Below are 24,773 nucleotides of genomic sequence, written 5' to 3' on the forward strand. Positions count from 1 at the left end.
TTAGAGACCTGTTATGGTCTGTTATCCGTTCACAGGCGGTCGGAGACGGAGCGGGGACGGAGCCGTTTGCCGGTTCGCGCGATCGACTCGCGCAGTCGCGTGGAGACGGCGTTGAAAAGTCGTGCCGCGGGCGAGGGGCGGTCGTACACCGCCTCGTCCTCGGTCTGTGCCAACAGCTCTCTGACCGTCTCGCGGACCTCGGGGGTCCGGTGGTCCGGCCGGTCGGCGGTCTTGACGCTCACGGCGGTTTCGATGAGGTCTCGATGAGACTCGTTTCGGACCAAGTTCAACAGCGTCAACAGCTCCCGCTCGCGGTCGTCACCGCTCCAGAGGCGCTCTCCGTACAGGTACTGGAGCGGGTGGCGGATGAGCGAGGGGAGGTCGCTCCCGGTGCCGATACGCAGCCAGCGCCCGTAGCGCTGCTCGAAGATGCGGACGGCGAGCTCCTGCCAGTGTGCCTGCAGGGCGTCTCTGTCGGCCGTGATCTCCGAGACGCGCTCGAAGTACGGACGACGGTCCGCGACGGACCACCGCTCTCCCATGAACGCCACGGCGTCGTCGCGGCGCTCGACCGGTCGCAGGTCCACCGAGACGAGCGTCTCGCCCGCGAACGCCGCGTCGACGAGCAGCCCCCACTCCGTCTTCGTCCGGCCGGGGATGTCGAACCGGAAGTTGCCGAGACTGTAGCAGATCGGCGTCTCCGCGTGGCGTTCCCAGCCCTGCGGAACGTGCGGGTGGTGGCCGACGACGAGGTCGGCACCGGCTTCGGCGAACGAACGGAGCCGACGCTGGTGGCCGAGCGGGGGGAGCGGGAGGTATTCGACGCCGCCGTGTGCGACCACGACGACGACGTCTGCCGTCTCCCCGGCCTCTCTGACCGCTCTGGTCGCGTCGGCGTGGCCGACCCACGCCGTCCCCGGACCACCGCGGTCGGCGGCCCCGAACTCCCGTTCGCAGACGTTGACGACGGCGACCGACTGCCCGGCGATTTCGGTTCGAAGCGGGTCGAGCGCGTCGGACGGCGACTCCCCGACGCCGCAAGTCTCGATCCCTTCCTCTCGGCATCGTTCGACGGTGTGTTCGAGCCCCTCGGGACCCATATCCATCAGGTGGTTGTTGGCGAGCGTGACGGCGTCGAAACCCATCCCGCGGACGAATTCGGGCGTCTCGGCGACGGTCTCGATGACCGGACCGGACTTCGAGATGGGCGTGCCGCGCCCGGCGACCGGCGCTTCGAGATTCGCCATAGCGAGGTCGGCGTCGGTGATGAGGCCCCGGAGGCCGTCGCCGACGCTCGGCTCCGCCGAGTCGGTGAAGACGGTGTCACCGGCGACCGTCAGCGACCACTCTCGGCGACCCGCCGGGGCGTCATCGTTCGTCCACCGTGCGATCGACGGGCGAGACATGTAGCAGTTACGTACCCTTTGATTCCGACCCCCTTAGTTACGCATCGCACAAGCCCGGTCGCGACGGTCGCCGGCGAGCGGACGCGAATCGGAAAACCGCCGAAAACACACTGTACCGATTCCGTTCGCCCGGCTTCGCCGACTTAGCGGCTCGATAATAATTACCGGCGAAGACGTAGCAGAATCTATGAGATCGCTGCAGGTCGATTCGTCACGCCGTCACCGTCGCCAGCGCGTACCGAGAGCGCCGCGTGACGAGGGGGCGGTGACATGATCCAGAAAGTCCTGTTCGGCTTCGGACTCCTGCTGTTCGTCGGCGGATTGGTGCTGACGGTCGGCGTCGGGTCGATAAACGCCGACATCGGCGGGACGCCGGACGACGAGGCCACACAGCCCGCCGATCCGACGGCCACGCAAGCGCCGTCGACCGCGACCCCGGCGGCGTCGACCGATTCGGCGGAGCCGACCGACTCGGCGACGGCGACGCGGGCCCCCGAGACGGCCGCGCGAACGCCGACGGCGACGGGGACCGACGAACCGTTGCTCTCGGGGCCGACCGAGACGCCCGAACAGTCCACGACCGAAGCGAACGGTTCGAATTTCGGCGGTTCGAACGACGACTCCGACGACGATGACGTGAACCAGCCAAACCAGCCGGACCAGACGGCCACGGAGACGCAGACGCGAACGGCGACGGCAACACAGACGCAGACGGCAACCGAGACGCAAACGCGAACGGCGACGGCAACACAGACGCAGACGGCGACGGCCACAGAGACGCAGACGGCGACGGCCACAGAGACGCAGACCCAGACTCAGACGCGGACCGAGACGCGAACTCGAACTGAAACGCGGACACAGACGGCCACGCAGACGCAGACCGAAACCGACGAGCCGAACCAGACGTCCACCGAGAGCGGGACGGACGACGGCTCGCTGCTGTAATTCGGCTCGGAACAGAGGCCTACCACGGCAACGAGACGTCCGCCCGATCGAGTGCGCGACGGAACGTTCCCCGCCTCTTATATATCATCTCGCGGTATCGGATATCTATCGCTGCGGTTCCGCCTCGCGCTATGGTCGACTCGGAGTCACAGATCCGCCTTCCGGAGACGGCCGACCGCTACCGCAGCTCGATCGACATCGTCGACGACGGCCCGACGGGGAGCGTCTCCCGCGTCGACTGCCACGGGTCTAGTTCGCGAGGGCCCGGATCGTCGCCTTCTCGATCGGTTTTTCGAGGATACGCTGTGCGCCGTGTCGCATGGCTTCTTCGCGGATATCCGAGGGGCCGCCATCGTCAGGACCGACACCGGGATGCCCGCCTCGCGGAGGCGCTCCGAGCGCTCCCAGATGTCGCGCGTGAACTCGCCGACGTCGATGACGGCCATCGAGACGTCCTCGCGTTCGGTCAACAGCGCCTCGAACTCGTCGATCTCGGTGGCGACGGCCACCTCCGTGCTCACTTCCGCCAGGAGGTCTGCGAGCAACTCGAGGTTCCGTCGCTTCTTCGAGAGGGCTAAGACCAACGCGACGCCCATCAGTCGTCTCGTTCCTCCGTTCGCACGCGGGTCGTCGGTGTGTCGCTGAGGATGCCCCGGAGGTCGGTGAGCGACTCGCCGACCTCGATACCGCGTTCGGTGATGCGGAACTCGCGGAGGGTGCGCTCGAAGTCGCTGGTCCGCTTTTTCAGGACGCCGATGGCCTTGCGCATCCGTCCCTCCAGTTCGAGGTGCTGGAGGAAGACGATGTTGTCCGCGAGATAGCTGATGCCCGCTTCGGTGGCGGTGAACCGACCGGTCACCGCCTCCGTCTCCTCGACGAGGATGACGGTGACGCCCACGTTCTTGAGGTAGCGACAGAGCGTGTGGAGTTTTCGAACGAGGTCGGTCTCCTCGCCCCGAAGGGAGAGCTGATAGCCGTCGATCCCGTCGATCATCACGATGCGGGTGTCGTGCCCTTCGACGTCCTCGCGGACCAGGTGGGCGAACCCCTCGGGCGAGAAGTCGAGCGCTTCGATCTCGTGGACGTTCAGCGCGTCCCGTTCGAGCATCTGCCGGACGGGCATGTCGATGGCCTCGCTCCGCCGGAGGAACGTTCCCTTCGTCTCCTCGAACATGTAGACGACGGAGCGTTCGCCCCGGCCGGCCGCCTCCTTCATGAACTGGGTTCCCGTCGTGGTCTTGCCGACGCCGGTCGGGCCGCTGACGACGGTGATAGTGCCGCGTTCGATGCCGCCGTGGAGCAACTCGTCCATCTCCGGAACGCCGGAGGGGATGGACTCGGCGACGAACTCGCGGTCGTAACTGCTCGGTTGGAGTTCCGGGAACACCGAGACGTCATCGTCGCCGATCCGCATCGCGTGTGTCCCGCCCCGAATCTGGGACCCGCGGAACTTCGGGACGGTCACGGTGCGCCCGAACTCGCCGAGGTCGATCTCTATCGTCCCGTCGCTCATGAACTGGAGGTCGTCGTCGGGGATCGACCTCGTGTTCTGGGAGGTGAAGACGACGGTCGCACCGGCCTCGCGGAGATACTGCATGAAGGCGATGACCTGCTGGCGGAACTGGTGGTCGTCGGGCGTCAGATGGCGGAGCCGCGTGATGGGGTCGATGAACACCCTGTCGGGCTCTACGTCCTCGACGCGTTCGGTCACGGCGTCGGTCAGCGAGGACTGTTCGACCTCGCTCGGCGCGAAGATGTCGTAGGATTGGTTGCGGGCGAACATCTCCGAGTCCGGACTCAGGTCGAGGAAGCGGACGTCGTCGAGGTCGATGCCGAGCGTCGCGGCGTTCGTCTCGATGTCCTCGGTCGTCTCCTCTAAGTTGACGTACAGCGCCGTCTCGCCCCGATCGGCTCCCGCTTTGAGAAAGTGGATTCCGAGGATCGTCTTCCCCGTCCCCGGTTCGCCGCGGACCAGATAGCTGCGGTTCGCTATCAGACCGCCGTGGAGCACCTCGTCGAGCCCCGAAATCCCCGTCGAGATCCGCTCCGGCGTTCGACTGCTCATTAGAGACTACTTGGAGCCGGAGAGCGACATATTTGTATCGGTTGTTTCGATACAGTTTGCGGTGTCCGGACAGTTAGAGGGCGAAATCACGGGAAAGATGATATCGGAGTCCGAGCGACGCACCGAACGGTCGAGCGACGTCACGGGCGAGCGACCAGTCGGAGCGAACCGCGAGCCGTGGCAGTCACTGGGGGATCGCTGTCACAGTAAGGTGGGGGTGGGGTTGGGGGTGGTGGGGTGGGGTCGAGTTCCGGAACGAGCAGACGCGGCGTCGAGGCCGCGACCGGTCCGCCGTGGCAGTCGCGCCACGAACGTAGGCTCCATGAGCCGAGCCCACTCCATCCGGAGCAACGGTCCATATACGCATTATTATCGGGTTGCTAAAGCCCGTATTCGAACGGTGCGGCGCTGGTCGGCGTCGGCACTCGCGGGAACTGGAGAGCGGTGCAGGCGGAAGGCCACATCGAACGGCGCAGCGGGACAGCGGCCGTGCGAAGCGTCGCGGGGCGGTACGGCGGGTGAGAATCCGGCTATTGGGTGTCCGAGAGCGAGACGTGCGAATCGCGGTCGGCGGAGATCCACCGGTCGCTGCCGCCGTCGCAGTCCTCGGGGTCGTAGAGCACCACTTCGTCGGTCTCGACCTCGACCGACGCGGGGAGGAACTTGGGGTTGTACGTGGGGGCCAGTTCGAAATCCGGCCAATCGTCCGCTTCGACGTTCTCCTCGTCGAAAGATTGGCCGTGGTTCATTTTTTTACCTCATCTTCTTCGCGTGCCTGCTCGTAGTATTGCAGGAAATCGATTGCCTCCTGGAGATTTACCTTGCACTCGGCGGACAGTCCCTCGTATTCGTCCTCTGACCAGCCACAGAGCAGTTCGCGGGCGACGGCGACGCGCTGATCGATCGGTAGTTTCATCGACGGTTCACCTCGGAGACCTCGGCGGCGGATGGGGTTTCAGTCATCTTTCCCTCTGTTCGTTCGAAGGCGACAACCCCACATATAGTTCAGCGAACCGACCGGTTGGCGACCCCGTTTACCCCGAGGTAAGTAGGGCGAGACTGGTCGTTCAACCGTACAAAACCATTTTACTCGCGCCTTCGTTTCCTTTACTAGCTATGGCTGATTCCGGACAGAACGCAGGGTCGGACGCGGCGAACGCCCCGGAACGCTCGGACTCGACAGGTCCCGCTCGGTAAACGATGACTGGACAGGTAGGAGTTCTCTATCTCGGGCCGGCGGTCGAAGCGTTGGGGTCGTTCCTCCCGACGATCGACGACGTCGCGGTCGTCGGCACCGTCACCGAGTCGACCGACGCCGCGCTCGACCGACTCGGAACGGGCGTCGTCGACTGTCTCGTCGTCGATACGCGGCTCCCGGAACTCGACGTCGCCTCGTTTCTCGCCACGGTCGAAGAGAGCCGAAGCGATCTGCCGGTGATTCTGTTCCAACACGGCGATGCCGAGCTGAACACCGAGGGTAGCAGGTACGACGAGCGGCTCACGGACGCGGATTCGGTGGCCGTTCGGCGGGAGGCGGTTCGGACCGCGCTCGCGGACAGCGGTGCATTCGGAGACGCGGTCGAGGAGCGGTGGGACGACGGGCTGCGGGAGGTCGACGAGCGGACGTCGATCGACCGCTGGTCGAACCTCTCGAAGCAGGTCGTCGAGACGAGTCCGGTGGGAATCGCCATCGTCGTCGACGGGCGAATCACGCGCGTCAACCGACACGCCGAGGATATCCTACAGTTCAGCTCCGACACCGGGTGCGCCCGCGTCACCGATCAGCTGTCGGGCCGCATCTACGACGAATCGGGCCAACCCGTCTCCTCGATGGAGTTTCACTTCCAGCAGATACTCTCGACCGGCCCGTCGGTGGTGGGGTACGACCCAGATCCGGATCACGCCGACAAACCCAGACACTGGCTCCTCGTCAACGGGAAGCCCCTGGACGTCGGCGACGAGTCGGCGCTGGTGCTGATCTTCAAGGACGTCACCAAGCTCAAACAACACCAGGACGAACTGGAGCGTCGGCAGTCCGAACTGGACACGGTCGTCACCGAACTCAAGCGATCGAACGCCGAACTCGAACAGTTCGCGTACGTCGCCTCGCACGACCTGCGCGAGCCGCTACGGATGGTGTCTAACTACCTCGGGCTGCTCGAACGGCGGTACGGCGACGAACTCGACGAGGACGCGCGGGATTTCATCGGCTACGCCGTCGAGGGAGCCCAGCGGATGCGCCGGTTCATCGACGACCTGCTCAAGTACTCCCGGGTCGGCCGCGACGACGACGAGCTGACGCTCGTGGACCTGAACGACGTGCTCGACGACGTGCGGACCGACCTCGAGGTCAGACTCGAAGAGGCGGACGCGGAGTTGACCGTCGCGGAGTTGCCCGTCGTCCAGGGCAACAAACACCGGCTCGAACAGCTGTTTCAGAACCTCGTCAGCAACGCCATCAAATACGCCGGCGACGACCCCCCGCGCATCGAGATCGGCGTCTCCCTCGAACCGGAACAGTGTGAGATTACCGTCGCGGACGACGGCGTGGGGATCGACCCGAACGAGCAGGAGCAGGCGTTCGACCTCTTCTATACGACCGGCAGGGACGACTCGACGGGCATCGGGCTGGCGCTCTGTCGGAAAATCGTCCAGAGTCACGGGGGACGGATCTGGCTCAACAGCACGCCCGGCGAGGGGACGACCATCCACTTCACGCTCGTCCGAAAGGACGGTGAGATCGAGCGCGCGGACGTGGGCGTGGCAGACGCTTCCGTCCCGGAATAGCCGAATATCGGCACCGTTGCCGTCTTACCATCCGCTTAAGCCCGCAACAGAACGATCGCTGGCCCCTGTTCAACAGTTCGTGAGCAACGGGCGTTCATCCGGTATCTGTCGGACAAATCGGACGAATCGTTCATCGTTACGCACTATCCCACCAGCGCCTTGACAGGGCGATCCGTTCTTAATCAATATCAAAAAAATCGAACGGTAAACGGGGTATATAGCCGTCGGGAACGACGAATCAGACGAGATGTCAATGCACGACCTGACAGGGTTTCAGAGGGATATCCTGTACGTGATAGCGAAGCTGAACAAGCCACACGGGCTGGAGATCAAAGACGAACTGCAGGAACACTACGACCAGAACATCCGCCACGGCCGCCTCTATCCGAACCTCGATACGCTGGTCGAAGCCCGCCTCATCGAGAAGGGCAAGAAAGACGACCGCTCGAACGAGTACAAGCTGCGAAACCGCGGCAAGCGCGAACTGAAATCCCGACTCAAGTGGGAGCTCTCGTGTCTCCCCGAGGACCTCATCGCCGAACTGGACGACGTCGCGATAAAGCAGACCGCAGAGTAATTTCCCCGGCGATCGACACCGCTGGCAGCTAGTTCGTCGAGCCGCCGAGTGCCGCCGTTGCGGTCGAGAATCGACACTTATCACGAGTCGGTTCCGTGCCAGAGACATCTACCACGCCGAGACGGCGGTTCGAAGTGAGTACCGGGCGATATCACCCGTCGGAAGCGTCGCGTCGACTCCCGTCGGTGTCCCGTTTCGACGACCTATCCCGTCGCCGCCTCGCTCTCGTCGCTCGCTGTGAGAAACGTCGCCTCCGTCGACCGTACTAGCGCGGGGCTGGAGCGGTCCAAGCGCGACGACCACCGGTAACGGACGAGCCGTCACGGCGCTGAGAAACAGTCTGAGCGGCGCGTCAGTCGAGGTAACCCAGGTCCGAGAGCCGACCCTCGACGGTCGAGTCGTCGGCCGTCGCAGCGGCCGCTGACCCCTCTTCGTAGGCGTCGTAGGTGGTCGAACCGGGGTCGTCGACGATGGGGAGGGGCGTCCCGTCCATCCGGTCGCTGTAGGGGACACCCAGCGCGCCAAGGACGGTCGGCGCGACGTCGAAGAGGTGAGCGTCGGTGAGCGACGCCGACTCGTCGATCCCCTCGCCCGTGGCGGCGATGATCCCCTCCAGCTTGTGGTTCCACGGCTCGGCCGGTTCGCCGAAGTGGTCGCCGAGCAGCTGCGCCGAGAGGAAGTGATCGAAGTCGCGGGGGACGGTCACGATGTCGACCGCGCCCTCGTCGTACGGTCCCTCGAAGTAGTCTTCGCGGGGCGCGACGGTGTCGAAGACCGGGTTGCCGTCGGGCGTGGTGGCGTCCCGGAGCGACTCGATTATCTCCTGGCGCACCGACTCGTAGTCGGCCTCGGGGACGACCCCCTCCGGCTCGCGGCCCTCGACGTTGAGACGGACGCCCAGCTCCGTCCGGGCGCGCATGTACGCGACGGAAGACTGGAAGTCCACCTGCTCGTTCGCGGTGCGGACGACGCCGTTGGGCGCGTACTGCTTGGCGATCTCCTCGAGGCCGACGTGTCGCAGGCCGGCACCGACGCGGTTGGCCGTCAGCCCGAACTTCGCGGCCGTCGCGGCGATGCGCTCGATCATGTTCGGCTCCCAGGAAGTCTCGTCTTCGCCCTCGCGCAGGCCCTGTCGAATGGGGTTCCAGGAGGGCATCCCCTTCCCGCCTTTGACCGTCTCGACGTACCCCTCGTCCCGGAGGTACTCGTTGACGCGGAACTCCTCTTTCTCGTAGGGCCCCATCCCGTGGTCGCTGGCGATGATGACCGTATCGGGGTCGTGGTCGTCGAGGAGTTTCCCGATCTCCTCGTCGGTCGTCTCGTAGACCTCGTTGACGGCGCTCTCGTCGCCGAGGAACTCGTGGAAGACCGTGTCGGTCTTCTGAAACTGGACGAATCCGAAGTCGGGTTCGTACTCGTCGAGGAGATAGCTAAACGCCTTCCGACGCAGGCGGACGAGCTCGTGGTACTCTTCGAGCTTCTCGGCGTCAGAGAGCTCGGTTTCGCCGCGGGTGTACGCGGGGTAGACGCGGTACTCGCCGAGCGCCTCTTTGATGTCGTCGATGACGCCCTCGGGGTGACACGGCGGGTCCTCCGGACCGATGAAGCCGGGGACGACGGCGCCGTCGATCTCGGCCGGCGGCGAGGTGACGGGGACGTTCAGAACGACGCTGGATTTGCCGCGGTCGTCTAAGAGCTCCCAGATGCTGTGTTCGCGAACGTGGTCGCGGCTGACCACCTCCCAGTCGTAGCCGTCGAAGCTGACGAAGCTGTAGGCTCCGTGCTTACCGGGATTGACGCCGGTGTACAGGGAGGGCCACGCGCTCGGCGTCCACGGCGGGATCTGCGACTCCAGTGGCCCGGCGACGCCGTCCTCGTATATCGATGCCAGGTTCGGGATGCGCCCCTCGTCGTTGAGTCGGTCGAAGACGGACAGACAACCCGCGTCGATGCCGATGAGCAGGACGTCGAGGTCACTGTGTTCTGTCATCTGCGATCCTCCACAGCTCGTGATGGCATTCGTGTCTGATTCGTAGCGTCCGAAGGGCCTTATTATATCGCTCTTAATGGAATCTCGCTATCAAATGTCTCGGACAGATACGGCGACCGGAGCCGTGCCATGCGTCTGTCGGCATTACTAGACAGATAATAACGACTCCGGACGTCGAACACCGAGTAATGACCGAAACCGCCGTCACAGACGGCTCCGACGACCAGACCGACCGGCCGACGCTCGACGTCGGCTTCATCCCCGCCGAGTGTCCCGGCACGGGGGCCGTCGGCGCGACCCGGACCTCGGAGCTGCTCATCCAGAGGCTGTCACACCACCACGACCTGACCGTCTACGTCGCCAGTCAGGCCGAGGCCGACCCCGAGCGACTGCCCGCCCGCGGCCGGGTCGAGTACGTCCTGCACGACGGGCTCGCGAAGCTACCCCATCCCCTGCTCACGAAACTCGACGCGATGCGAGAGGAGGTGGACGCGCTGAGTACGCACGACATGGTCCACACCTACTCGCCGGGGTTCATCCCGATTCTCGCCGACCTCGACGTGCCGACGCTGTCGACGCTCAACTCCTACCTCCCGGCCTGTCCGAAAGGCGATTTCCGCTACTACGACGGCGAGAAGTGCACCGGTCACGGCACCGCGAAGTGCATCAACTGCATCGCCCACGCCGACGTCGACCGGCGGAAGGGGGTCGAGAACAGCCTCCGGTCGGCGTACTCCTCGCTCGGGAAGGTCAACTACGTCGACGACGCGATGACCGCCATCCACGACGTCGACGCCTTCCAGGCGCTGTCGCCCCATATCAAGGACGACTACGCGAACATGGGCGTCGAGCGGGACCGGATCACCGTCGTTCCGCACTTCTACGACGACGAGTTCTATCACCCCGAGTGGGACGAACCGTTAGACGATAGCGACGGTCTCACCCTCCTGCACGTCGGTCGGCTTCAGGAGAACAAGGGACAGGAGAGCCTCGTGCGGGCGATGCCGCGCCTGCTCTCGAACCACGAGGACCTCACGCTCCGGGTCGCCGGATCGGGCGGCTACGAGGAGGGCCTGCACGAGCTGGCGCGGCAACTGGGCGTCGACCACGCCATCGACTGGCTGGGCTACGTCGACCACGACGACGTCCCGCCGCTCTACGCGGACGCCGACGCGTTCGTCTACCCCGGCCTGCTCGACGAACCGTTCGGCCGCGTCTTACTGGAGGCGCTCGGGACCTACACCCCGGTGCTGGCCTCCGACGTCGGGAGCACGGACTACATCGTCGGCGACGCGGGCGTCCGCTTCGAGGCCGGCGACCCGGCGGCGCTGGCCGACGGCTTCGGCGATCTCGTCGCCGACTACGAACGCCACCGAGCGGCGATTCCCGAACAGCTCGAGCGGTTCGCACCCGACACCGTCGAGAGCGCGTTCCTCGACCTCTACGAAGAAGTCGCCGAGACGCGGACCCCAGCGACCGCGAGTCACTGAGAGAGCCTCGCAGTTCCTTTTCGATGAGTCGCCGCGCTGTCTCCGTCCGCCGCGCGTCTCGACGGCGCGACCGCTCGACGGAGAGCCGCCGGTCTCGGCGCTGTGCCGTCGAGTGAGGTGAATCGCCAGCCCACTGGCTGGGCTATCGAGCGGGGATGTCACATACGCGAGAACGAGTCAGAATCGTCGCGTGCAACCGACGGCAGCGAAGAACGGCCGTGGCGGCCGGCGCGACCCCCGACGAGAGCCGCTCCCTTACGAACTCATCGAGCGTTCGCAGACCGCCACGCCGCCGTTGTCGTAGACGACGCTGTAGCCGCGACAGAGGTCCTCCTGTTGGACCTTGGGCTGGAACGGCTCGCCCCGTCCGTTCTGATAGTACTCGGCACCGGACTGGGCGTACTCGCGGTAGACGACGGTCTCGTTCGTCGTCGAGCCGTTGTCGATGACCACCGGCTCCGCGTTCACCTCCCAGGCCCGTTCGAACACCGTCCCGTAGGGGTGGTCGGTCGTGATTCGGTCGGCCGGGTCCGTCGATTGCTGTGACGTGTTCGTGGTGTTGGCGATGGTCCTGACGGCGTCTAGCTCGTTCTCGGTGTAGCTGTACCGGGTCTGGACGCCGTCGAAGGCGGGGTCGTCGAGCGTCCCCTGACTCGACAGCATCGTGACCGGCGGATAGACGAGCGTGAACACCACCAGGAGGGCGACCGCGACTCCCTTCGGGGACTCGCTGGCGAGGTACGCTATGCCGATCGCGCCGACGACGGCCATCGGGACGGTGATGAAGGCGAGCCAGCGGCCGGGGACGAACGTTCGGATACCGAACAGCGGGAACCCGAAGATGAACACGAGCATCACGACGATGGCGATGATACTCGCGATGGTCACCTGCGAGGTGCGCCGGCGGTGCAGGACGTAGAGGCTCCCGGCGATAGTGAGCAACAGTAACAGGAGGAGCCCCATCGCGTCCAGGTAGCCGATAAACTGCTCCATCGCCGTCGGTCCCGCGGTGACTCCGGCGCTGTTGGCGCTCCCGCCGGACCCGCCCGCGAGGTTGAGAAAGCCCGCCGACTCCCGTAGCGTGTTGGCGAAGAAGCTGAGCATGGTTTCGAGGAACGACGACCCCCGGTACGGCGTCAGCGACCACATGAACGTTATCAGGCCGAGGTCGAAGACGAGTAGCCCCGTGAGGTTGGTCGTATCGCGGACCTGCTCACCGAGCCCCGTCGTCCGCACCGGGCGGAGCAGCCCGGTCGAGAGCAATACCTTCGCTATCAGCCCCGCACCGACGAATATCAGCATGATGAACGAGGAGATCTGGTGCGTAAGGATGACGGCGACGCTGAAGACGACGACCAGCAGGAAGTCCCGAATCCTGTACGACGTGGACATGATGCGGGTCAGCGCGTAGATGATTCCGATGTAGAACACCAGCCCGAGCCCGGTCGGAATCAGGTGGATGCCCCACTCGATGACGTTGCCGCTCAGGGTGTAGAGGGCGGCGGCGAAGACGGCCCAGCGCTGCTCGACCAGGACGTTCGCCGTCGCGTAGACGAGGATGGTCGACAGCGCCATCGGTATCCCGACGGTAAAAATCAGCGACTGGCGGATTGTGACGCCGAGCAGTTGGCTTCCCACCGCGACGAGGAGGTGATACAGCGGCGACGCGTAGTACTTCTCCGTGTCTATCGGGGCCAGCGAGTTCGCTTCCTTGATCGCGGGCGCCCAGTTGCCGGCGTGCGTCCAGATGTCGATGCCGACGTAGCCGGGTGCGGTGAACGCGCCCGCGAGGCGGACGACCATGCCGAAGACGAGGACCTGGGCCAGGAGGAGGCCGACGTGGTAATCGCGTTCGTCGGCGAAGATCACCTGCGCGAGGACGACCATGCCGGTCCAGACGGCGATGTAGTAAAACAGCGTCGAGCGGGACTGGTGGACGGCGACGACCACCAGCGCGGCCATCCCGAGGAACGCGACCGAGGGGAGTAATCGCGTCAGCGTGGGAGTCAACGTCGGGAAATCGGCCGTGTTCGAGACGCGGACGCTGACCAGATACAGCAGGCACGCGAGCGCGAGGACGATGGGGATCGTCTCGATGTACACCTGCGAGGCGAGGAAACGAAGCGGCACCATCAGTAGGCCGAGTATCAGGCCGATGACTGCGGCGGCGACGTCCAGCCTGAAATCGAACCATCTAGAGTCTGTCGTGTTGGGTCTCATTGTAGCTACGGAGTCGGTGTGCGGTGTCGTGTCATGTGGCGAGGGCGCCGTCGATCGCGGACGGCTGGTTCGTGTTCCGGTCCACACCGGGCAGTCCCATTATAATCGGCCGCCTAAACGCGGTCTATGGAGATGATAGCACGAGAGCGGTCGCTGTAGAACGGAACTGGGAGCGGAACAGCGCTCACCCGAACTTCTGGCGGACGTATCGACCCTCGGCGTAGTCGCTGGTCCGTTCGCGCATCTCGGCGACGCCCTCGCGGACCCGCGCCTCGAAGGAGTCGTCGTCTTCGCCCCAGAGACCGGGGTGAGTGAGTATCTGCATCTTACTGTCGAACCGGTCGACTTCGGGCGGGTCCGAACGCCAGCGCTGGCTCGAATCGCCGCAGTAGCCGATCTCCGAGAAGAACCGGGGTTCGTACGTGCTCGGGAAGCCGTCGAACTCGTAGCGGAGGACCCGCTCGGGCGGGATGTGGAAGGACACCGTCTCGATCGGGTCGGCGACCGCCGAGAGGATGTCCCACTCCTGAGCGACCCGCTCGGCGATCGGCTCGTCCGTCTCCGGCACGTCCTCGGGCGACCAGTACTGGTGGGTGCTGAAGTGCAGGCCCACGTCGTGGCCGAGGTCCCGAATCGCCGTCAACACCTCGCGGGTGTCCTCGTTGAGGACGTTGTACACCGGCGAGGAGACGAGGAAGAAGTACGTGCTGTGGACGTCCTGTTCGTCCTCGATCCTCGCCATCCGCAGGGCGCGCTCCGGCGAGAGGTCCACGTCGTGGCGCAACAGCGCCGTCCCGGGCTCGACCGGGTCGCCGTACCGGCCGAACTCGTAGCCGGCGGCGTCGACGTCGCGGACGAAGTCCTCGTACCACTCGAAGGAGAAGTTCATCTCCTCGGACCGAGCGTCCGTCCGCTCGGGTCCGCCGTCGGTCAGATCAGGCGTCACGGCCGTCCTCCCGGATCTGCAGGTTCCGGTTCTCCTCGCGGTCGAAGATCATCGCCATGACCAGACACATGATCCCCAGCACGCCGAGGACCAGCGTCTCGCCGACGCCCGCGCCCTCGCCCGTGTCGCTCGCCCGGCCCAGAAGTAAGAGACCGCCGGTACCGACGGCGAACGCGCCCAGGTAGTAGAGGAACGCGAGCGGGTGGAAGTCCTTGACGAGGTACTTAGAGCGGAGCCGCCAGAGGAACCCCTTGAGCAGGAGCAGGGACAGCTGCGGGATGAACGACCTGTAGGAGATGTGGCTCGTCTCGTCTTTGTACACCGCGCGCCGGGCCACGTCCGCGATGCGCATGTTGTTCGCGTTGAGGCGGACCAGCAGGTCGTTGACGAAGCCGTAGCCGTCGTACAGTTCGTCGAGGTCTAACTGTTCGAGCGCCTCGAGGGAGATGGCCGTCGACCCGTTCTGGGGGTCCATCACGCTCCAGTAGCCGCTGGCCACCTTCGAGAGGAACGACAGCATGAAGTTGCCCAGCTGTCGGAAGGCGGGCATGTCGCTGCGGTCCCGGTCGAGCAGCCGGTTCCCCTTCGAGTAGTCGGCCCGACCGTCCGCGACGGGTTCGAGGATGCGCTGGACGATGTCGGGTTCGGTCTGTCCGTCCCCGGAGATGACGACGGTCACGTCCATCTCGTCGTCGAGCGCGCGCTTGTAGCCGGTCTTGATGGCACCGCCGACGCCGGTGTTCTCCTCGTGTTGGATCGGGACGACGCGCCGGTCCGCTTCGACGCCGCCGTCGGTCGCCGGCGGGGAATCGGCCGTGCGGTCGCGGTCGTTTACCTGTTCCGCGTGTTCCTGAATCTCCGCCCACGTTCCGTCGGTCGAGCCGTCGTCGACGACGTAGGTCTGGTCGACGTACTCCGGGAGCGTGTCGATGACCTCGCCGATGAGCCCCTCCTCGTTGTACGCCGGAACGACGGCGGCGATTGTCTTTCCTTGGTACATAGCTTACCTCGGGCGTCGTATCGAGCGTCTCTCCGTCCGGGATTTCGTCACGGTCTCCATCTCGTCTGTTCTCTGGGGACAGAGGGCCGTTATTATGTATCGAGTAAGCACAGCGGGGCGCGCTCGGGCCCGGCCTCGTGTCGAAGCCGACAGCGCTGACGACTGTTTCGCGGAGAACGCCGGTTTCGGCCGCCGAGAGTCGCGTTTGCGTCGCGACTTCGCGCTCGTTTAGCGAACGCCGAGCCGGGACTTACCGAACCCATAGTAAGGAGGCCGGGGGACGATTTGCCACCGAAGATGACGACGGCTCACTCGACGACGGATATCGCCGCGGAACTCGGCCTCGAACACGCGGGGCCGGCCACGGAGGTCACCGGCGTCGACTCGCTGGACCGCGCGGGAGAGACCGACCTCGCGTTCTCGGTCTACGACGAGGCCGCGCCCCTCGCGGACTCGGCGGCGGGCGCGGTCATCTGTCCACCGTCGGTCACCGGCGCGGCGGGGAAGGCCCTCATCTACGCCGAGAACCCGAAGCTGGCCTTCGCGGAGGCCGTCGAGGCGTTCTTCGGCAGCGGTTCGGAGACCGGCGTCCACCCGACCGCCGTCGTCGAGGACGGTGCGACCATCGGCGAGAACTGCACCGTCGGTCCGCACGCGTACGTCGCGGGCTGCGTGACCATCGGCGACGACTGTACCATCGGAACCGGGACCCGCATCGGCGGTCCCGGGTTCGGGTTCGTCCGCGACGACGAGGAGACACTCCACCGCCTCCCCCATCAGGGGACCGTCCGGATCGAGGACGGCGTCGAGATCGGCGAGAACTGCACCGTCAACCGAGCCGTCTTCGAGGAGACCGTCCTCCACGAGGGCGCGAAGCTCAGCGGACAGGTTCACGTCGCACACCACGTCCACGTCGGTGAGGACACCACCGTCGCGTTCGGCTGCGGGTTCGCGGGCGGTGCCGTCGTAGGTGATAGAGTGACCGTCCACCCGCACGTCTCGGTCGCGACGGACGTGACCGTCGGAGACGACGCCGAGCTGGCGATGAACGCGGCGGTGTTAGACGACGTCGCGCGCGAGACGACCGTCGCCGGATCGCCCGCGAGAGTGGTAGAGTGACCCCTGTATGTGTACTCTCAACAGGTCATGCGATAACAGTTAGCAAGTTCGGGCATCGACGCCGTTCGGTCGAACTTCGGTTCAGATAGACATTCAGTGTTGGACGACACGTGAACGCCCACCCGGTTCCCGTCACGGAGATAAGGAGGGGACCCGGTGTATTTTCCAGCGTATATATCAAGTATATTTGAAGGAATATCTTCCATCTGGTACGTAAAAATGGAACAGACGAATTTTTCTTGATGTCATTTTCGAAGAAAAGTCGGAGCATTTAACAAGGGCCGGATTTCCGTAGAGGGTAGGATGAATAATCCGAAGGGAGGCCGCGGCGGTAACAGCAGTATCGGTCGACGGACGTTCCTCGCAGGGGTCGGCGCCGCTGTCGGAGCGGCAGCGACGAGCGGAACTGCCTCAGCGTATCACGACAGCTACGACCCGGTCAACGTGGTCGAGGCTGGCGCAGCCAACGACGGCAGCGAGTCGATAACGGGCGTACTGGAGGACCTCGTCAGCGGAGAGGACGACATCTCGCTGTACTTCCCACCCGGGGAGTACCTGATGGACGAGCAACTACGGCACACGGGCTTCGAGTCGTTCGCCATGTTCGGCGACGACGCGACCATCAGGCCCGCGCCGGCCGACGAGTTCGACGGGCCGGCTCGCCTGTTCAAACTCGGGACGTCGTACAGCCCGGGGGACTGGGCCCGCGTCCAGAACATCGACTTCGACTTCACGGAGTCGAACACGGGGCTTCGAGCGCTCCAGATACAGTGTAACGACCTCTACGCCAGAAACGTCCACGTCAGGGGGCAACACGACACCGGAACGTGGGGTCCGTACCAGTTCGACGTCGTCGATCCCGACGAGATCGCCGTCGTCAAGAACGTGACCGCGCTCGACGGCGGGGAGTACTCGGAGAACACGCCCAACGACCATTACCCGTCGCCGGTCGGCGGTGGCGGGCCGACGGGCATCATCGTCAGCCCGGCTCACGAGGGTCGGATCTGGTTCAAACACTGCGAGCTCGGTGGGTTCCCCGACAACGGTCTGTACTCTTCCGCCGAAGACGGGGAAATAATGGTCTACGGCGGGAGCTATCGTAACAGCAACGTCGCCAACATCCGCCTCGACGGCCCGCTCGGCTACATCAAGCACGCCGAGGTCGTCGTCGACGAGTCCCGCGACCTCGACGGGAACCAGCGCGGCATCCGCCTCGACAGCGGCGACGACTTCTGGGTATACGATACGGACATCGAGATGGAGTCCGCCACCGGCGACGCCATCCGCGTGACGAACTCCGCGAACAACACGACTATCCAAGAGGTGTCGATCACGGTCGACGACGACGACGGCGCTGAAGACGCCATCTCCGTTTCGCCGTCGGCGGGCGAAGTGACCATCTTCGACTCCGAGATCGAGATGCGCGCGGGCGGAACGGCCATCGACCTCAAGGCGTCCGACGACGACGTCCCGGCCCTCGTCGAGGACGTCACCATCACCGGTGACGCCGACGGCGGGTACGGCGGGAGCCACGCCATCCGCTGTGAGCGCGACGAATCGCGCTTCTACGACCTCACGGTTGACCAGCCCGGCGACGACTACCGGCGCTGTATCACCATCACCGGCGACGACTGTATCGTCGCTTTCGGCGAGTACCGCTCGACGCACCATCCGATAATCAACAACGCGGAAGACACGGCCATTCTCGACCTCGAAGCCGAGGCGTACAACGGCCAAGAGGCCATAAAACTGTACGAGGCCGAGGACGTGAGCATCTACGACTGCGTTCTCTACAACGGGATCACCAACCCGAGCGGGAACGACGACTTCGCCACGTTCGACAACAGCTACCCCGACAACTAACCCCTGAGTCCCCCGCAGTAGTCCCTCCTTCGCCCGCCACACCCCGTAGCGGCGCACATATCACCGCGCTTGCTCGTTTTGCCACTGCATAAACGCTCTCGTCCCCGTCGCCGAGGGAACGACGCTCGACTGGACTGGGAGAGAGACATGGCCACGTTTCGGGCGCGAAGGCGGCTATCATCTCCATAATAACGGTATCTGGCGGGTTTGTCCCTGTATGGAGAGTCACGAGACGACAGAGAGGGGGAGACGATACGCATGACCGTCATGTTCACCATCCAGCACCCGGCGCACGTCCACTTCTTCAAGCACGCCATCTGGGCGCTGGAAGACGAGGGGCGCGAAGTCCACGTCGTCGCGCGGGACAACGAAGTCGCCCTCGACCTCCTGGACAGTTACGACATCGACTACACCGTCCTGGCGAACGAGTCCGGGTCGCTGGCCCAGCTCGCCGTCGTCCAGACCGCCTACGAACTGCGGTCGATCCGCTACGCGCTCAAGGTCGACCCGGACGTCGTCGCGGGCGTCGGCGGCGTCACGGCCGCCCACACCGCCGCGGTGGTCGGCGCGGAGAGCGTCGTCTTCACCGACACCGAACACGCGACGCTCATCAACAAGATCACCCATCCGGTCGCCGACTACGTGGCGACGCCGACCTGCTACACGGAAGACGCGGGCGACAATCAGGTCACGTACCCCTCGTATCACGAACTCGCCTACCTCCACCCCGACCGCTTCGAACCCGATACGTCGGCGTTCGAAGACCTGCGCGTCGACCCCGACGAGAAGTTCGTCGTCGTCCGCCTCAGCGCGTGGGACTCCTCGCACGACGTGGGCGCGTCGGGCGTGCGGGACATCCACGACGCCGTCGACCGGCTCGAAGCGACGGGCGCGACGGTCCTCATCACCTCCGAAGTGCCCCTGCCCGACGACCTCGAACGCTGTCGGACCCTCGTCCCGCCCGAGGAGATCCACCAGTTGCTCGCTCACGCCGACCTGTTCATCGGCGAGGGGGCGACGATGGCCTCCGAATCCGCCGTCCTCGGGACGCCCGCGGTGTACATGAACTCGCTGACGATGGGCTACACCGACGAGCTCGAAGCGGAGTACGACCTGCTCTGGAACTTCAACGAGGACGACGAACAGGACGCCGCCCTCGAACGCGCCGTCGCCATCCTCGAAGACGCCGAGTCGGACCGCTGGGAATCCCGTCGCGAACGACTCCTCGACGACAAACAGGACGCGACGGGCGTCGTCCTGCGGATGCTCGGGCTGGCGATGAACGACGAGACCCTCGGCTCCGACCAGACCACGCGGACGAAGGCCGTCGTCGACACATGAGGGTCCTCCAGCTGGTCAACACCCCGCGGTCGTTCTTCGACAAGCAGGTGGAAGCGCTGGAACGACGCGGTATCGAGTGTACGACCGTCACCGTCCCCGGGACCCACGACGCCGACCGGTCCCGCTCGGCGACCGACTACCTCCGGTACTACCCGGACGTGCTGGACCACTCACTCGACGGCTACGACGTGGTCCACGCCCACTACGGGCTGATGGGGCCGTTCGCGATAGCACAGCCCGAACGCCCGGTCGTCCTCACGCTGTGGGGCTCCGACCTCATGGACGAGGAGAGCTTCGTCCCGCGGCTCAGCCGCCTCTCGGCGCGCCTGAGCGACGAGGTGATCTTGCCCTCGACGACGATGAGCGCGTATCTCGACACGCCCCACCAGATACTCCCGTGGGGCGTCGACACCGAGCAGTTCCGACCCATCGACCAAGAGCGCGCACGGGAGCGCCTCGGCTGGCCGCAAGACGAGACGACCGTCCTGTTCCCCTATCCCCCGGAACGCGACGTCAAGAACCACCCGCTCGCGGAACGCGTCGTCTCCCGGCTCGACGGCGTGACCCTGCGGACGATGTCGGGAGTGCCCTACGAGGAGGTCCCCTACTACATGAACGCCAGCGACGCGATGCTCGTCACGTCGAAGCGCGAGAGCGGTCCGATGGTCGTCAAGGAGGCCGCGGCCTGCAACGTCCCGGTGATCTCGACGGACGTGGGCTTCGTCGCAGACGTCTTAGACGAAGTGGAGCACAGCTACGTCCGCGACGGGGAGGCCGAACTCGCGGACGCGCTCTCGGACGTACTCGCCGCCGGTGAACCCAGTTCTGGCCGCTCGAGTATCGTCGGGCTGGACCGGATGGGCGAGGACCTCGAATCGGTCTACCGGGCGGCCATCGACGGGCGGTAGCGAGCGCGACCCGGCGCTTTTCTGCGGGCGGTTACGCCCGCTGGAGTTCGACGGAGAAGACCGATCCCTTGGGCTGGTTGTCCGAGATGTCGATGTCGCCGTCGTAGCGGTCCACCAGTCGGCGCACGAGGAACAGGCCGATACCGAGGCCGCTCCCGTCCAAGTCCGACGATTCGCTGGAGAACAGTTCGCGGCGCTGTCGGGGCGAGATGCCGGGGCCGTTGTCGGCGAAGTCGACCGTGACGGTGTCGTCCTCGACGGTGACGGTGACGTCCACTCGCGGCGTCTGCTCGTCGTTGTAGATGATGGCGTTGCTGATGATGTTGCCGACCACCGACCCCAGCAGGCTATCGCCCCACACCTCGACGTCCTCGTAGTCGCCGCCGATCTCGATCTCCGCCGGTTCGTAGAGGTCGAGGGCCTTCTCGACTTCGCCCTCGAGGATGCGGGCGAGGGAGACGGCACCGAGGCGGGAGTCGTCCGGGTCGTCGTCGGCCGCCTCGACGGCGTCGCCGATGGTCCGGGTGAGCTGCAGGACGTGGTTGCTCGCGGTGATGATCTCGGTCAGCGTGTCCGCGTAGCGCTCGTCGACCTCGTTCCGGAGCTGCCGGGCGCGAGCGACGACGAGGCTGATGTCGTTTCGCACGTCGTGGCGAGTCAACTGGTTCATGATGGCGAGCTGTTCGGTCCGCTCGCGCAGCGCCTGACCCGTCTCGTGGCGCTGGATCGCGTAGCGGATGGTGCGCTCGAGCAGGTCCCGGTTCACGTCGTCCTTGACGAGGTAGTCCTGTGCGCCGGCCCGGATGGCCGCCGCGCCGACGCTGGTGTCGTCGACGCCGGTCAGGACGACGATGGGGACGTCCCGAGAGGCCTCCAGCGCGCCCTCCAGCGTCTCCATCCCGCCGCTGTCGTCGATGTGGAGGTCGAGGAGGACGACGTCGAGCATCTCGGCGCTGGATTCGAGCATCCGGGTGGTCCCCGCGAGGGAGGTCTCGCGGTGAATCTGCACCTCGTTACCGGCGTCCGAGAGACCCGGGAACCGCTCTTCCTGAACGGGGATCGGCTCGCGGAAGAGTTCCTCGACGTAGCGGGCGTCGGCGTCGTTGTCCTCGACGAGGAGGACGTCTACGGTCTCCGTCATTGCACTCGTCGCTTGCGCGGTAGCGTCGCCGTCGAGAGCCAGAACGACTGGAGGTGGTCGATGACGGTGATGTACTCGGAGACCGAGTCCGGCTTCGTGACGTAGGCGTTCGCGTGGTTGTCGTACATCCGTTCGACGTCTTTCGACTCGTCGGAGGTCGTCAAGATGACGACGGGGATGCGGCGAAGCGAGTCGTCGGACTTGATCTCCCGAAGGACGTCGCCGCCGTTTCGGCCCGGGAGGTTGATGTCGAGGAGGACGAGATGCGGGGCGACGTCGTCCTCCTGCTGGCCTTCTCCGCGGAGGGTCGCCAGCGCGTCGCTCCCGTTCTGGACGACGGTCAGCGAGACGCGCGCGCCGATCTCCGAGAACGCTTCTTTCGCCAGGCGGGCGTCCGCCGGGTTGTCCTCGACGAGCAACACCCGCGGTGAACAGGTGTCGGTTGCACTAGCAGTCATAGGTTGAGTCGTTCCGTGATAGCCGTCGTCTCCTCCGCTTCGCTCGACTCGTCGTCGAGGGCCGCCTCGACGGCGTCGAGGCGCTCGAGGAGGCGCTGGTACTCGTCGCTCGCTTCCCGTTCGGCGGCGGTCAGCCGCGCGTCGAGCAGCGCTCGCCGGGCCAACAGCGAGTAGTGTTCGGTGATATCGTCGTCGGCGGTGGTCCGTTCGAGCACCTCCGCGACGACCTCTCTGACCTCGCTCTGCTCGCCGGGTTTCAACAGATAGGCGTCGAACTCCATGTCGGCGACGTCGACGTCGGGCTCGACGGCCGTGAGCAACACCACGCCCGCGTCGAGGTTCGCCTCGCGGATCTTCTCTAGGAGGTCGTCGCCGGAGAGGCCCGGCATCCGCCGGTCGAGGAGGACGACGTCGATCTCGTCCGAGAGCGCCGTGATGGCGTCCTTGCCGTTGAACGCCGTCTCGACGTCGTACTCCTCGGCGAGCCAGCCGGCGTGCATCCGCGCCAGTCTCGGGTCGTCGTCGACGACCAGAACGGTGGGCCGCGTCGATTCGCCGAGGTTGCGCTTCCCCCAGTCGGCGAGCGTCTCCATGACCGCCTGCAGCTCCCGGCCGGCGCGGGTGAGGTCGTACTCGACGCGTTTCGGCGACTCGCTGACGACGTGTCGTTCGATGAGGTCGTTCTCCTGGAGGTCTGCGAGGCTGTCCGTCAGCACCTTGCCCGAGATCCCGTCGAGACGTTCCTGTAGCTCGTTGAACCGAAGCGGTCCGTCGTCGAGCAGCGATTGGATGATGACCGGATGCCACTTCTTCGAGATGAGCGTCACGGCTTGGGCGACCCGGTCGTCCGATGGAGTGCTCGGGCTCACGTTTCTCAGTAACGCAGTCCAGACACCGCAAGGTGATTATTATCGTGCCCGTAAACGCCGGGAGCGACGCCGATAGGACAGTTTTCTCCGTCGGTGAGCGGATAGCAACGGTGCGAACGCCGCCGGGCGACCCTCTCGTACTGAATCGCACCGAGAGAGTCTGAGAACCCACTTACGGACAGGTAAGTGCGCTCGCTTACTTATTTGTAAGATTAAATTAATAAGTAAAACAGTATTTTGGATAGATGTTGACAGAGAATGAGTGAGCAAGAATCACTACAGACCGAAGCAGCGGACCAGCAGACCGAAACGGCGGCGGAGTCAGTCGACAGCGGTCGGCGAACGTTCATGCAGGCGCTTACCGTCGGTGCGGCGGGCCTCGGCGTCGCCGCGATGTCGGGCAACGCGGCGGCCGCAGAAGAGGAGACGTCGGAGCCGTTCGAAGTCGGCGGCGACGCGCTCAACCTCGGCGGCACGCTGGTCGTCGGCGACGGCGGCTACGACACCATCACGCAGGCCTGGGACGCCGCGTCCTCGGGCGACACTATCTACGTCCACTGTTCGTACGACGCCAAGGAGGCCGGCGAACCGTTCCCGGTCGTGCTGGACTACGAGGAGAAGGAGGTAATGCTGACCGGCGGCCACCCCTCCGGATCCGTCATCGACGCCAGTCACTCGAGCGAGAACGTCATCGAAGTGCTCGGCCGCGGGATGAACGACTACCGCAACAACCCCGTGGTCCAGAACCTGAAGATCGTCGGCGGCGACGTCGGCCTGCGCGTCCGCGCGGCCCCCTTCGCCTCCTTCGAGAACCTCGTCGTCTACCGGGCCGGTTCGCACGGCGTCCACGTCCAGGGCTACACCGACCCCGACAGCAGCCGCGAGAAGGGGACGTTCGGCGCGCTGTTCCACAACTGTCAGACGTGGGTCTGCGGCGGCGACGGCTTCCGGATGGCGGTGGACGCGATGCCCCACGGGACGACGTTCCACAGCTGTAAGGCATCCTCGAACGAGGGTGTCGGCTTCCGGATTCGGGGATACGTCAACGAGATCGTCGGCTGTACGTCCCAGCTCAACCACAGCTACGGCGTCGAGGCTCGCCGCGGCAAGGGAAGCCACATAGAGGGGTCGTACATCGAGGCGAACGGTCGCGCCAACAGCTATCCCATCGACGTGTACGCGAAGAACGCGGACGGCCTCAACATCCACAACTGCTACTTCAACGGCATCACCCCGCGGTCGACCGCCCACAACCACGACTACGTCCTCCGCGCGATCAACGTCCACGACACCGACCGGCTCTCGGTGAACAACTGCACCTTCCGGAACTACGGCGAGGGAGTCATCGCCACGTTCGGCTGCGTCGACCCGGACTTCCACGCCTCCTCTCACTACACGCTCGATACCGGCCGAGGGCTGTTCGCCACCGACCCCACGAACTTCGACAACGTTCGTCCCCGGACGGACGGCATGATCATGCCGAGCGACCTCCGCGGCGTCGACGGTGACCACGAGGGAGACACGGGGTATCACATCGGCGGCGGCGTCGAAGGCCCCGCAGTCTGGCGCGAGGGCGAGTGGCGCATCTCCGAGACGACGTCGCTGTAGATGGACGCCGTATCGACCGCGTAGACGACCGCTTTCTTCT

General features: G+C 65.2%; 21 protein-coding genes. 9 read left to right on the plus strand and 12 right to left on the minus strand.

All coding sequences use genetic code 11. From position 1 onward, the window contains the following. Positions 1–29: 29 nt before the first annotated feature. The gene (locus EGH23_RS12730) at positions 30–1,406 is read right to left on the minus strand and encodes a CapA family protein (RefSeq protein WP_220580376.1); all 1,377 of its coding nucleotides are present in this window, start codon (positions 1,404–1,406) and stop codon (positions 30–32) included. Between the two features lie 270 nt (positions 1,407–1,676). On the opposite strand from EGH23_RS12730, the gene EGH23_RS12735 reads away from it, so the two are divergent. After that, positions 1,677–2,351 (plus strand): hypothetical protein, encoded by a 675-nt coding sequence (locus EGH23_RS12735; protein WP_220580377.1) that lies wholly within the window; start codon positions 1,677–1,679, stop codon positions 2,349–2,351. A 146-nt stretch (positions 2,352–2,497) separates the two neighbouring features. Here EGH23_RS12735 and EGH23_RS12740 read toward each other — a convergent pair whose 3' ends face one another. From EGH23_RS12740 to EGH23_RS12755, 4 genes are all read right to left on the minus strand, one after another. Beyond that, positions 2,498–2,947, minus strand: coding sequence for a hypothetical protein (locus EGH23_RS12740; RefSeq protein WP_236044812.1), 450 nt, complete (start codon positions 2,945–2,947; stop codon positions 2,498–2,500). After that, entirely contained in the window at positions 2,947–4,416 is a 1,470-nt protein-coding gene (locus EGH23_RS12745) for an ATPase domain-containing protein (protein ID WP_220580378.1), read from the minus strand. Before EGH23_RS12745 ends, EGH23_RS12740 begins: the two co-directional genes overlap by 1 nt. A gap of 530 nt (positions 4,417–4,946) precedes the next feature. Further along, positions 4,947–5,165 carry a hypothetical protein gene (locus EGH23_RS12750; protein ID WP_220580379.1) on the minus strand — a complete coding sequence of 73 codons (219 nt, stop codon included), beginning with the start codon at positions 5,163–5,165 and terminating at the stop codon, positions 4,947–4,949. Next, the gene (locus tag EGH23_RS12755) at positions 5,162–5,332 is read right to left on the minus strand and encodes a hypothetical protein (RefSeq protein WP_220580380.1); all 171 of its coding nucleotides are present in this window, start codon (positions 5,330–5,332) and stop codon (positions 5,162–5,164) included. Before EGH23_RS12755 ends, EGH23_RS12750 begins: the two co-directional genes overlap by 4 nt. A gap of 284 nt (positions 5,333–5,616) precedes the next feature. Between EGH23_RS12755 and EGH23_RS12760 the strand changes: the two genes are divergently transcribed. Next, complete coding sequence (locus tag EGH23_RS12760; protein ID WP_220580381.1) at positions 5,617–7,203, plus strand: sensor histidine kinase; 1,587 nt, start codon at positions 5,617–5,619, stop codon at positions 7,201–7,203. 253 nt (positions 7,204–7,456) lie between these two features. Then, positions 7,457–7,780 (plus strand): helix-turn-helix transcriptional regulator, encoded by a 324-nt coding sequence (locus EGH23_RS12765; protein ID WP_162318276.1) that lies wholly within the window; start codon positions 7,457–7,459, stop codon positions 7,778–7,780. Positions 7,781–8,132: 352 nt separating this feature from the next. On the opposite strand, the gene EGH23_RS12770 is transcribed toward EGH23_RS12765, so the two are convergent. Next, on the minus strand, positions 8,133–9,770 hold the full coding sequence (locus tag EGH23_RS12770; protein ID WP_220580382.1) for an alkaline phosphatase family protein: 1,638 nt from the start codon (positions 9,768–9,770) through the stop codon (positions 8,133–8,135). A 188-nt stretch (positions 9,771–9,958) separates the two neighbouring features. Here EGH23_RS12770 and EGH23_RS12775 point away from each other — a divergent pair, with 188 nt between their 5' ends. Beyond that, positions 9,959–11,260, plus strand: coding sequence for a glycosyltransferase family 4 protein (locus EGH23_RS12775; RefSeq protein ID WP_220580383.1), 1,302 nt, complete (start codon positions 9,959–9,961; stop codon positions 11,258–11,260). Positions 11,261–11,515: 255 nt separating this feature from the next. On the opposite strand, the gene EGH23_RS12780 is transcribed toward EGH23_RS12775, so the two are convergent. From EGH23_RS12780 to EGH23_RS12790, 3 genes are all read right to left on the minus strand, one after another. Continuing rightward, positions 11,516–13,480 carry a glycosyltransferase family 39 protein gene (locus tag EGH23_RS12780; protein WP_220580384.1) on the minus strand — a complete coding sequence of 655 codons (1,965 nt, stop codon included), beginning with the start codon at positions 13,478–13,480 and terminating at the stop codon, positions 11,516–11,518. 184 nt (positions 13,481–13,664) lie between these two features. Next, complete coding sequence (locus EGH23_RS12785; RefSeq protein ID WP_220580385.1) at positions 13,665–14,426, minus strand: polysaccharide deacetylase family protein; 762 nt, start codon at positions 14,424–14,426, stop codon at positions 13,665–13,667. Beyond that, a complete protein-coding gene (locus tag EGH23_RS12790; protein WP_220580386.1) occupies positions 14,416–15,426 on the minus strand; it encodes a glycosyltransferase family 2 protein in 1,011 nt (336 codons plus the stop codon). Before EGH23_RS12790 ends, EGH23_RS12785 begins: the two co-directional genes overlap by 11 nt. Positions 15,427–15,723: 297 nt before the next feature. On the opposite strand from EGH23_RS12790, the gene EGH23_RS12795 reads away from it, so the two are divergent. The 4 genes from EGH23_RS12795 to EGH23_RS12810 all read left to right on the plus strand — a co-directional run bounded on the left by EGH23_RS12795 (position 15,724) and on the right by EGH23_RS12810 (position 20,657). Beyond that, the gene (locus tag EGH23_RS12795; RefSeq protein ID WP_220580387.1) at positions 15,724–16,545 is read left to right on the plus strand and encodes an LpxD N-terminal domain-containing protein; all 822 of its coding nucleotides are present in this window, start codon (positions 15,724–15,726) and stop codon (positions 16,543–16,545) included. Between the two features lie 303 nt (positions 16,546–16,848). After that, positions 16,849–18,408, plus strand: coding sequence for a hypothetical protein (locus tag EGH23_RS12800; RefSeq protein ID WP_220580388.1), 1,560 nt, complete (start codon positions 16,849–16,851; stop codon positions 18,406–18,408). 258 nt (positions 18,409–18,666) lie between these two features. Further along, on the plus strand, positions 18,667–19,749 hold the full coding sequence (locus EGH23_RS12805) for a DUF354 domain-containing protein (RefSeq protein ID WP_220580389.1): 1,083 nt from the start codon (positions 18,667–18,669) through the stop codon (positions 19,747–19,749). Then, a complete protein-coding gene (locus EGH23_RS12810) occupies positions 19,746–20,657 on the plus strand; it encodes a glycosyltransferase family 4 protein (protein WP_220580390.1) in 912 nt (303 codons plus the stop codon). The genes EGH23_RS12805 and EGH23_RS12810 overlap by 4 nt, the downstream gene beginning before the upstream one ends. A gap of 31 nt (positions 20,658–20,688) precedes the next feature. Here EGH23_RS12810 and EGH23_RS12815 read toward each other — a convergent pair whose 3' ends face one another. From EGH23_RS12815 to EGH23_RS12825, 3 genes are read right to left on the minus strand one after another with little or no spacing between them, the layout of a single operon-like run. Then, the gene (locus EGH23_RS12815) at positions 20,689–21,798 is read right to left on the minus strand and encodes a hybrid sensor histidine kinase/response regulator (protein WP_220580391.1); all 1,110 of its coding nucleotides are present in this window, start codon (positions 21,796–21,798) and stop codon (positions 20,689–20,691) included. Continuing rightward, entirely contained in the window at positions 21,795–22,256 is a 462-nt protein-coding gene (locus EGH23_RS12820) for a response regulator (protein ID WP_220580392.1), read from the minus strand. Before EGH23_RS12820 ends, EGH23_RS12815 begins: the two co-directional genes overlap by 4 nt. Continuing rightward, positions 22,253–23,125, minus strand: a complete 873-nt coding sequence (locus tag EGH23_RS12825) for a winged helix-turn-helix transcriptional regulator (protein WP_220580393.1) — start codon at positions 23,123–23,125, stop codon at positions 22,253–22,255. The genes EGH23_RS12820 and EGH23_RS12825 overlap by 4 nt, the downstream gene beginning before the upstream one ends. A 258-nt stretch (positions 23,126–23,383) precedes the next feature. On the opposite strand from EGH23_RS12825, the gene EGH23_RS12830 reads away from it, so the two are divergent. Next, the gene (locus EGH23_RS12830; RefSeq protein WP_220580394.1) at positions 23,384–24,733 is read left to right on the plus strand and encodes a right-handed parallel beta-helix repeat-containing protein; all 1,350 of its coding nucleotides are present in this window, start codon (positions 23,384–23,386) and stop codon (positions 24,731–24,733) included. The last annotated feature ends 40 nt before the right edge of the window (positions 24,734–24,773 follow it).

The sequence above is a fragment of the Haloarcula nitratireducens genome, assembly GCF_019599505.1.